This window comes from uncultured Enterovirga sp. (assembly GCF_964242715.1).
Taxonomy (GTDB): domain Bacteria; phylum Pseudomonadota; class Alphaproteobacteria; order Rhizobiales; family Beijerinckiaceae; genus Enterovirga.
The window spans coordinates 1-9,866 of record NZ_CAXTAZ010000021.1 but is presented as its reverse complement, the minus strand read 5'-3'; the positions used below and the strand labels follow the sequence as shown (position 1 = coordinate 9,866).

Annotated in this window: 8 protein-coding genes and 1 tRNA gene; 5 read left to right on the top strand and 4 right to left on the bottom strand. The window is 66.5% G+C overall.

Features of this window, described 5'->3' with window-relative positions:
* Both ACFE87_RS12175 and polA read right to left on the bottom strand, forming a co-directional pair.
* Window positions 1-1,374 (bottom strand): cadherin-like domain-containing protein (locus ACFE87_RS12175; RefSeq protein WP_375459900.1); only part of this gene is annotated, 1,374 nt, incomplete at its 3' end.
* A gap of 881 nt (window positions 1,375-2,255) precedes the next feature.
* Window positions 2,256-5,309, bottom strand: coding sequence for a DNA polymerase I (gene polA / locus ACFE87_RS12170; RefSeq protein ID WP_375459899.1), 3,054 nt, complete (start codon window positions 5,307-5,309; stop codon window positions 2,256-2,258).
* Between the two features lie 101 nt (window positions 5,310-5,410).
* On the opposite strand from polA, the gene ACFE87_RS12165 reads away from it, so the two are divergent.
* The 5 genes from ACFE87_RS12165 (at window position 5,411) to ACFE87_RS12145 (ending at window position 9,227) form a co-directional block, all read left to right on the top strand.
* Window positions 5,411-6,049: an MBL fold metallo-hydrolase gene (locus tag ACFE87_RS12165; RefSeq protein WP_375459898.1), complete on the top strand. Its 639-nt coding sequence runs from the start codon at window positions 5,411-5,413 to the stop codon at window positions 6,047-6,049.
* Between the two features lie 287 nt (window positions 6,050-6,336).
* A complete protein-coding gene (locus ACFE87_RS12160) occupies window positions 6,337-6,828 on the top strand; it encodes a hypothetical protein (RefSeq protein WP_375459897.1) in 492 nt (163 codons plus the stop codon).
* A gap of 1 nt (window position 6,829) precedes the next feature.
* Window positions 6,830-7,981, top strand: a complete 1,152-nt coding sequence (locus ACFE87_RS12155) for a glycosyltransferase (RefSeq protein ID WP_375459896.1) — start codon at window positions 6,830-6,832, stop codon at window positions 7,979-7,981.
* Between the two features lie 5 nt (window positions 7,982-7,986).
* The gene (locus ACFE87_RS12150) at window positions 7,987-8,631 is read left to right on the top strand and encodes a methyltransferase (RefSeq protein WP_375459957.1); all 645 of its coding nucleotides are present in this window, start codon (window positions 7,987-7,989) and stop codon (window positions 8,629-8,631) included.
* An 83-nt stretch (window positions 8,632-8,714) separates the two neighbouring features.
* Window positions 8,715-9,227 (top strand): YidB family protein, encoded by a 513-nt coding sequence (locus ACFE87_RS12145; protein ID WP_375459895.1) that lies wholly within the window; start codon window positions 8,715-8,717, stop codon window positions 9,225-9,227.
* Window positions 9,228-9,308: 81 nt separating this feature from the next.
* Here ACFE87_RS12145 and ACFE87_RS12140 read toward each other — a convergent pair.
* Window positions 9,309-9,385: transfer RNA gene (locus ACFE87_RS12140), tRNA-OTHER, on the bottom strand.
* Between the two features lie 95 nt (window positions 9,386-9,480).
* The coding region (locus tag ACFE87_RS12135) for an ATP-binding cassette domain-containing protein (protein WP_375459894.1) at window positions 9,481-9,866 on the bottom strand (386 nt) is incomplete at its 5' end.

Below are 9,866 nucleotides of genomic sequence, written 5' to 3'. Positions count from 1 at the left end.
GATGGCCCTGGGGCCGCCGTCGACGTCGGTGTCGTTCGAGAGGACCGGGATCGCGGTCGCAGCCGCATCCTCGTCCAGCGTCCGGGCGTCGGCGACACCGACCGGCGCATCGTCAACCGCGTTGACGGTGATGCTGACGGTCGCGGTCGATCCGCCGTTCAACGTGTAGGTGAAGCTGTCCGTGCCGAAGAAGTTGACGTCGGGCCGATAGGTGAGGCCGGTGCCACCGCCCGTGATGACGACCTGCCCGTTCGCGCCCTGGGTGACGGCGGCGACGCCCTTGGGGCCGCCATCCGGGTCGGTATCGTTCGCCAGCACGGCGATGCTGATCGCCCCGGCATCCTCCTCGAGGGTGGCGGCATCCGGAGATGCAACCGGCGGCATGTCCGCCGCCGAACGCCCCTCGTCCAGCCCGTATTCCAGGAAATGGTCGAGCGGGTTCATGCCGGCCGCGGCGACGTCCGGATTGCTCGCAAGGTAATAATCGGTGTCGAAGCGGGTCGAGGGATCCCGTCCCTCTCTCGCCCCGAATTGCAGGTAGTGATCCAGCGGATTGACGCCGGCGGCAGCCACGTCGGGATGGGCTTGAAGGTACCAGTTGGTATCGAACCAGGCGTTCGGGTTCCGGCCCTCTTTCCAGCCATAGAGGTTGTAATGCACCTTCGCGTCGAAGCCGCCGTCGTCCCAAACGTCGCGGTTCTGGGCGTAGTAGAACAGGTCGTCGACGAGGAGGCTGCTGTCTTTGCGGTCGATCGTCCCGTCCGAGAAGGCGAAGCGCTCGAAGGAGGAGAGGGTGTCGCTGCCCTCCGGGCCGGTCACGACGATGTCGCGGCCAACGAAGGAAAAGGCGTAGGCGTTGAAATTCGCCGAGAAGCGCACCGTGTCGTGGCCCTGCGCACCCTTCAGGACATCGTCCCCGAGGCCGCCGATCGCGAAATTCGCCGAGATGTTGCCCCCGATCGTATCGGCGGCTTGGGTTCCGACGTAGAATGAGAGACCCGACGGGTTCGGCAGCCGTCCTTCGAAGGCGCCGTATTGCAGGTAATGCTGCACCGGGTTCACGCCCGCCGCCGCGACGTCGGGATTGAGTTGCAAATACGTGCTGGTGTCGAAGAAGGGCGACGGATCGCGCCCCTCGTTCGCGCCGTACGTGAGATAGTGTTCGAGCGGGTTCACGCCCGCCGCCGCCACGTCCGGGTTGCGGTTCAGATAGAAGTTCGTCGCGAAGAAGGCGCTCGGGTTCAGGCCTTGGCGCCAACCCACCGTATTGTAGTGGGTCAGGGGGTCGAGGCCGGACTTCAGGACCTCCGGATACAGCTCAAGGTAGTAGGCCGCGTCAAAGCCGCCCGTGATGATGTCCGGACCTGAGCGCATGGTGCGTTTCCCAATGCGGATCCAGGCCCGCATTATCGGGTCCGATTAGCAAGACTCCATGATGGCCACAACAAGGACCCACGGCCCGTGCCACCGGTCGGAGACCTGATTCGGCCTGTATACAAAGGGACAGAGCTTTCCATCGCGAGCCAAATGGCTTCAAATCTTGTCGATGCGACTACAAATCGGGCTGCGCGGTTCCGCAAGAAACAATGAATAACGGTCATTGTGGAAGTATATGTAATTTTACACGCAGAGTTTCAACTTAGTTGATCCCGTTAAATATCCGTTAAGAACAGACTGAGTGGGCTGCTAGATGCGTGGACAAGCTGCAACCCCGGGCGTCGAACTTGGCAGCACCCGCGACGCGTCGCAATTTGGAGGAGGGTTAACCAAGCTCGTAAAACTTAGATCGTTCCAGCCCGGGCCAAAACGTCGCAGGTCATCGATCCTGTTTCCTCCTCGGTTTGGACCGCGGGCGCGTGCGTGGGATGCCCTGAGATCAATGGCAAACCTCCCATCGCGCTCTTCAGACTGCGGGCGCTCGCCTCCATGGCTTCTACGGACCCGGGGAAACGGGCTCGGTTCGGCCGGCCCCTCGGTACCGGCGCCTCATGCGTTGAAGGGCGGATCAAGATGACGAACGATCCGAAGAAGCCCGGCGACGAGACAGCGTCGGGCTCGCCGCAGGCGGGCGAGAATCTCTGCCGGGTTTGCGGCGGCAGGGCGCAGTTGATGGAAAAGCCTGTGCCGATTGCGCCGGGAACCGGGAGACGCTTGAGGCTGCCCCCGGATGGGTGGCCTTCATCCTCCGTGAACCCCGCTGTGCCAGGGTCGTCCTGGGCGGTTCTCCTGTATCGCGTGACGCCCCACTTCCCACCTTAATGCGCGGCGTCCCAGTTGACCCCGGCCCGTGCGTCGACGGCGAGCGGCACCCGGAGGTTCACGGCGGGATGCGGCGCCTCTTCCATGACGCGTCGAATGACTGGAAGGGTCGCCTCGACTTCGTCGTCCGGACATTCGAAGACGAGCTCGTCGTGGACTTGGAGCAGCATCCGGGCTGAAAGCTTCGCCTCGGCCAAGGCCGCATCCATGCGGATCATCGCGCGCCGGATGATGTCGGCGGCCGAGCCCTGGATCGGCGCATTGATGGCCTGGCGCTCGACCGCGGCCCGGATCGAGGCGTTTCCGGCCGCGATGTCGGGATAATGGCAGGCTCGGCCAAACAGGGTCTCGACATAGCCGGCCTCGCGCACGAAGCGCTTGGTCTTGTCCATATAGTCCCGGATGCCCGGGAAGCGCTCGAAATAGCGCTTGATGTATTGCCCGGCCTCGTCGCGCGGAATGGCGAGCTGGTTCGCGAGGCCGAAGGCCGAAATTCCGTAGACGATGCCGAAATTGATCGCCTTCGCGCGCCGGCGGATCTCCGCCGGCATGCCGTCGACGGGAACGCCGAACATCTCGGATGCGGTGGTCGCATGGATGTCGATGCCGTTCGCGAAGGCTTCGGTGAGCTGCGGAATGTCGGCGATGTCGGCCAGCAGCCTGAGTTCGATCTGCGAATAATCGGCCGAGATCAGCTTGTGTCCCGGCGCCGGCACGAAAGCCGTGCGGATCTTGCGGCCTTCCTCGGTACGGATCGGGATGTTCTGGAGGTTCGGCTCGGTCGATGACAGCCGGCCCGTGGTCGTGGCGGCCAAGGAATAGGAGGTGTGGACGCGGCCGGTCTCGGGATGGACGTAGGTCGGCAGCGCGTCCGTGTAGCTCTTCAGCTTTGTGATCTGCCGCCATTCCAGGATCTTGCGCGGCAGGGGATGATCCGAACTCTCCGCCAGCTCTTCGAGCAGTCGCGCACCGGTCGACCATTGCCCGGTCGCGGTCTTGCGGGCGCCGGCGAGGCCGAACTTGCCGAACAGGATGTCGGCCAGCTGCTTCGGCGAGCCGATGGTGAAGCGCTCGCCCGCGATCGTGAAGACCTCGTCCTCGACACGAGCGATCGTCTGGGCGAAGTCGCCCGACATGCGCGACAGGATCTGCCGGTCGATCTGGATCCCGCGCGTCTCCATGCGGGCGAGGACCGGCACCATCGGCCGCTCCAGGGTCTCGTAGACGCTCGTCTTGCGCTCGGCCGCAAGCCGCGGCTTCAGCACGCGCCAAAGCCTGAGCGCCAGGTCGGGCTCCTCGGCCGCATAAGGCGTCGCTGCCGCGGCACCGACGAAATCGAAGCCGATCGCCTTGCGGCCCTTGCCGGTGATCTGGTCGAGCGCCAGGCAGGAATGTTCCAGGTATTTCGAGGCGAGCTGATCGAGGCTGTGACCGGCGAGCCCCGGACGGCCCACATCGAGCGCGTAGGACAGGAGCATCGTGTCGTCGAGCGGCGCCATCTCGATTCCGAGGCGCATCAGAACAAGCCAATCGTGCTTGGTGTTCTGGCCGATCTTCAGGACGCTCGCGTCTTCGAGGAGCGGCTTCAGCCGCGAAAGGACGTCGTCGAAGGCGATCTGGTCCGGCACGAGCCCGTTCTCGAACAGGTTCTCGCCGCCTTCGGTCTCGCCTGCCCGGTGGCGCAACGGGATATAGGCCGCCAGGCCGGGCTCGAGGGCGAGAGACACCCCGACGATCTCGGCCCGCATCGGATCTTGCGACGAAGTCTCAAGCGTCACGGCGACGAGCCCACTCTCCCGCGCCGCCTCGATCCAGGTCTCGAGCTTGTCGAGGCTGGTCAGGGTGACGAAGCGCTGGCGGTCACAGGGCTGCGCTTTCGCCTCCTCGCGCCGCGTCGCGACCAGGGCGGCGGGCGTCATGCGGTCGGCGCTGGCCTTGGGTGGCCGCGCCGCGGCCGGGGCGGCGCCATCGGCGGGGGCAGGATAGCCGGCGACCTCGTCTGGCGTAGAGGCCGCCAAAGCGTCGCCCTCGGCCCAAGTGTTGGCCATGGCGTCCCAGGGCCGCGCCAGGACCGGGTCGGCGTCCACCTGGCCGGGATCGACCTCGTAGAGGTCGACGATCCGCTTCGTCAGGGTGGTGAGATGGAGCGCCTTGGTGAAGGCGAGAAGGCGCTTCGCATCAAGGTCGTCGAGGCGCGTGTCGTCGAGCGCGACGTCGATCTCCATGTCGCAATGCAGGGTCACGAGCGTCTTCGAGATGCGGGCCTTCTCGGCATTCTCGATCAGCGCCTCGCGGCGTTTCGGCTGCTTTATTTCCTCGACCCGGTCGAGGAGCGTATCGAGGTCGCCGAATCCGGTGATCAGCTGGGCGGCGGTCTTGATGCCGATCCCGGGCACGCCCGGCACGTTGTCCGTCGGATCCCCGATCAGCGCCTGGACGTCCGGCACGTTCTCCGGCGGCACGCCGAACTTCTCGATCACGCCCTCGCGGTCGAGCCGGCGCTCGGGGCGGTAGCCCGGCTTGCCGGGAATGCCGCTCTCGAAATCGTAAAAGGTGACGCCGGGCCGCACCACCTGCATCAGGTCCTTGTCCGACGAGACGATCAGCACTTCGGCCCCGGCGGCGGAGGCCCGGCAGGCATAGGTCGCTATGATGTCGTCCGCCTCGAAGCCCTGCTGCTCGATCGGTACGAGGCCGAAGGCCCGCACCGCGTCCCGCATCAGCCGGAACTGGGGCACGAGGTCAGAGGGCGGCTCCGGCCGGTGGGCCTTGTAATCGGCGTAGATCTCGGTCCGGAACGAGCTTTCCGACTTGTCGAAGATGATCGCGAGATGGGTCGGCTTGATGCCGCAGGCTCCGTCCCGGATAAACTGCATCAGCTTGGTCGAGAAGAGCCGGACGGCGCCGGTCGGCAGGCCGTCGGTCCGGGTGTTGTACTTCCGGTCCTGGTTCATCGACTGGAAATAGGCCCGGAACACGAAGGAGGAGCCGTCGACCAGGAAGACCTGGTCGCCTGGCCCGACGGGGCGTGCGGCGGCGCTTGTGCTCATGGCTGTCAGATAGCGCGGAGGCCGGCCCCTGGCCATGGCTCGGCGCCGGGCTTGTCCCGGCCCCCGCGATCCGCCAATCAGCGGGTCGCGAGAGGATTTCGATGTCCGATTTCAACATCCAGGTCGTGCCGGTCACGCCTTTCCAGCAGAATTGCTCGCTCGCCTGGTCGAAGGCGACGATGCGGGGCGTGGTGGTCGATCCCGGCGGCGACCTGCCCGTCATCCGGGGCGCGGTTTCCCGCATCGGGATGACGATCGACGAGATCATCCTGACGCACGGCCATATCGACCATGCCGGCGGGGCGGCCGAACTCGCGGCCGAGCTCGGCGTCAAGATCGTGGGTCCGCACGAGGCCGATCGCCCGCTGCTCGAACGGCTCGAATTGCAGGCCCGGCAATACGGGATGGACGATGTCCGCAACGTCACGCCCGACCGCTTCCTGGCGGAAGGCGAGACGCACGAGATCGCCGGCGAGACGTTTCAGGTCTTTCACTGTCCGGGCCATTCCCCGGGCAGCGTCGTCCTGTTCTCTCCGGTTCTGCGCTTCGCCTTCATGGGCGACGTCCTGTTCCAGGGCTCGGTCGGCCGAACCGACCTGCCCGGCGGCAGTCACGAGGCCCTGATCGCTTCCATCAAGACGAAGCTCCTGCCCCTCGGCGACGACGTCGCCTTCCTGCCGGGCCACGGGCCGGCCTCGACCTTAGGCGAGGAGAAAGTTTCGAACCCTTTCCTCAGGTGAGCGGAGCGCCAGGTGCTTGAATCCTAGAATCGACGTGCGATTATCGAGAGAACAGGCGATCCCTATGAGCAACGCGTCAATCAGCCCGATCAGGCTATCACTCCAGCAGCGCCGGCCCCTGAGCCTGGTTGACGGGCGTGAGGTTCGTATCCGCTTTCGTGATAGCCGAACCGGAGAATGGGTGAGGGCCACGCCCCTCACCCAGGAGGAAGTCGGCAAAGTCGGGCACGCGATGGCCAAAGCTGGACAGACGACCGGCGCCTTCCGATCGCCTACATCAAAGTAGCATGCCGACCTCAGATCAGGAGGTCTTCGAGAAGCTCACGGGCGACGAAGAGATCCCCGATGAGCTTGCCTTCATCACCTATGCGTTGTTCGCGCACGAACGGCGCGAGTGGATCCGCCATTACGAGCAACGTCACGGCGAGCCTCCATCGGTAGCTGACGTCGAATCCTGGATCGGCAATCTGACCGACTCGCAATTTGGGCAGATGCGAACACAAGCTGCCGGTTTCTTCGACGCGGCTGCGCGCAGCTATCTGGCCGACGAAATCGAGGCCCGCGAGAGATTGGCCCTACAAGACGCGATCGTGCGCGAGGTCAAGACCGCCGGAGCATTCTGGCGGCAATTCGCAATCGCGCTTCTCACATCTATCCTTGCCCCCATCATCATCGGCGGCGTAATTGCAGCCGCCCTCGTCTACAATGATCGGTTCCCGTCCCTTCGTGATCTGAGTGGGGTTCCTTCCCCGGGGATCGATAGGCCAAAGTTGCCCTGACGTGGCGCTTGGTTCGCGCCTCGCCTTCGTCGTCACCGAGGATTGGTTCCTCGTCTCGCATTTCCTGCCGATGGTGCGGGCCGCGCGCGAACTCGGGTTCGAGGTCAGCGTGGTCACTCGGGTCCGGGAGCATCGGGCGGCGATCGAAGCCGAGGGTGCGCGCGTGGTTCCGCTCGAGGCGGACCGGAAGAGCCTCAATCCGATGGCGGCCGGAGACGCGGCCGGGCGGTTGGCCGCGACCCTGAAATCGATCCGGCCCGACATCGTCCATTGCATCGCGCTCCGGTCGATCCTCGTCGGAGGCAGTGCGGCGCTGATGGCCGGGATCGACCGCCGGGTCTACGCGCTGACCGGGCTGGGCTATCTCGGGGCGCGACCCGACCTCGTCGGCAAGGCGGCCCGAACCGCGATCCGGGCCGTAATACGGGGAGCGCTGGAGAGCCGCGGCACGCGATATCTTCTCGAGAACGAGGACGATGGCCGGCTTCTCGGGCTCGGCCCGGCTCACGTGGGGCGGGTTACCATCGTCGGCGGGGCCGGGATCGATCCCGGGCGATGGCATCCGACCCCGTTGCCGGCTCCCGCCCCGCTTCGGGTGGCGATCGTGGCCCGGATGCTCTGGTCGAAGGGCATCGACGTGGCGGTCGCGGCACTCCGTCTCGCACGGGCCGGCGGGTCGGACGTGACGTTGTCGCTCTACGGCGCTCCCGATTCCGCGAATCCCCGCGCGATCACGGACGCGCAGCTCCGCGCCTGGTCCACCGAGCCCGGGATCGCGTGGCACGGCCCGACCTCCGACGCGGCCGGGATCTGGCGCGACCATCACGTCTGCTGCCTGCCCTCGAGGGGTGGGGAGGGGCTGCCCCGGACCCTGCTGGAGGGGGCGGCCAGCGGTCGCGCGATCGTCACGAGCGACGTGCCGGGTTGCCGGCGTCTCGTCCGCGACGAGGTGGAGGGACGGCTCGTCCCGCCGGACGATGCGGCGGCGCTCGCGAGGGTGTTCGCGGATCTGGCGGCCGACCCGGACATCGTCGCCCGGATGGGGGCGGCGGCCCGAGCGCGCGTGCTGGACGGCTTCACGGAGCGGCACGTCATGGAGGCCGTGAAGGGACTCTATCGCTCGATGCTCGACAGCGGCCCCTCGCGCAGGTGACCGAGATCCTGGACCGGGCCGCCTTCATCCGGGCGGAGACCCGGCTCCTCCCCGTGCCGCACGTGCCGGAGATACGCCTTCATCTGGCCCAGGAGGCGACCGAACTCTGGCAGCACACCGAGGACGAACTCGGCGAAATCGGCCTGCCGCCACCCTTCTGGGCCTTTGCCTGGGCGGGCGGGCAGGCTCTGGCGCGCTACTGCCTGGACAACCCGGCCATCGTCTCGGGCCGGTCCGTTCTCGACGTCGCATCCGGCTCGGGCCTCGTCGCCATCGCGGCGGCGCGAGCCGGAGCGGCCCGGGTGGAGGCCGCCGATATCGACGCCTTCGCGGCCGTGGCGATGACGCTGAACGCGGCGGAGAACGGCGTGTCCATAGCTCCGCGGCTCGAGGACCTCACCGGCCGGGACGAGGGCTGGGACGTGGTCCTCGCCGGCGACATCTTCTACGATCGCGACATCGCCTCCCGCATGGCGGAGTGGCTCCACGCGCTCGCTCTTCGCGGTGCGACCGTGCTGATCGGGGATCCGGGCCGAAGCTACCTGCCGGCCGCGGACCTGGAGGAACTCGCCGCCTATCAGGTGCCGGTGACCCGTTCCCTCGAAGATGTGGACGTCAAGCTGACCAAGGTCTGGCGCTTCCGGCTTTGATCGTTCGCGGCGCTGTCGCTGCCTGGTTTCGGAACTCGCGAGGCCGCAGCGTTTTGCCTCCGCTCACGGAGAGGGAGAACGACATGAGCCGCGGACTACCATCGATGACGGCGCTTCTGGGCCTGCTTGCCGTCGCCGGATACCAGAACAAGGACAAGATTGCCGAGATGCTCGGCGGATTGACCGGGGGCGGCGCGGGCGCGGCCGGCGGTGCTCGTCCGACAGGCGGCGGGCTCGGCGGCCTCCTCGGTAGCCTCGGCGGCGCGGGTGCGGGCGGCTCTTCCATGGGCGGCCTCGGCGGGCTCCTCGGCGGGCTCGGCGGCGCGGGTGCCGGCGGGATGCTGAGCGGCGGGCTCGGCGAACTCGTGGACCGGTTCAAACAGGCCGGGCACGGCGAGGCGGCCGATTCCTGGGTTGCCCCGGGACCGAACCGGGACATCCAGCCGCAGCATCTCGAACAGGCGATCGGGCCGGACGTGCTCGCGACCTTGACGCAGCAGACAGGCTTGTCGCGCGAAGAGCTGCTCGCGCGTCTGTCGAAGAACCTGCCTGACGCCGTGGACAAATACACGCCGGACGGTCGGCTTCCGGCCTAAGTCACCTGACCGATATCGGCCGCAGCCCGAGGGGCTGCGGCCGGCAATTGGCCCGGCACATGAAAGCCGGGTCAAGGACATTGGAGGCCCGACCCTGGATTTGAACCAGGGCTGCAAAGCGTTGCACCGCCTACGAGTTGCCACTCCCCCATCGGGCCGTGGCAGAACCGTACAAGACGATTAAAAATGTGCAAACGCGACCGGTCGCCATGGTTACCACGGATAGGGGAGCTGCTCGCCCGCGGCGATGATGTCAGGTCAGCCAGCGCTTGCGGCGCTTGTAGCTCTTGACGTTGCGGAAGCTTTTGCCGTTGCCGTCGGAGACACCGAGGTAGAATTCCTTGACGTCCTCGTTCTCGCGCAGGGACGAGGCGGGCCCGTCCATGACCACCCGGCCGGTCTCCAGAATATAGCCGTAGGTCGCGTAACGCAGGGCCATGTGGGTATTCTGCTCGGCCAGCAGGAAGGACACGCCCGAGCGCTGATTCAGGTCGCGCACGATCTCGAAGATTTCCTCCACGATCTGCGGCGCGAGCCCCATCGAGGGTTCGTCGAGGAGGATCATCCGGGGCTTCGACATCATGGCGCGCCCGATCGCGCACATCTGCTGCTCGCCGCCCGACGTGTAGCCGGCCATCG

Coding starts and splice junctions, on each gene's coding strand:
- polA (WP_375459899.1), bottom strand. CDS start 5,309: ATGAGCACAAGCGCCGCCGCACGCCCCGTCGGGCCAGGCGACCAGGTC.
- ACFE87_RS12165 (WP_375459898.1), top strand. CDS start 5,411: ATGTCCGATTTCAACATCCAGGTCGTGCCGGTCACGCCTTTCCAGCAG.
- ACFE87_RS12160 (WP_375459897.1), top strand. CDS start 6,337: ATGCCGACCTCAGATCAGGAGGTCTTCGAGAAGCTCACGGGCGACGAA.
- ACFE87_RS12145 (WP_375459895.1), top strand. CDS start 8,715: ATGAGCCGCGGACTACCATCGATGACGGCGCTTCTGGGCCTGCTTGCC.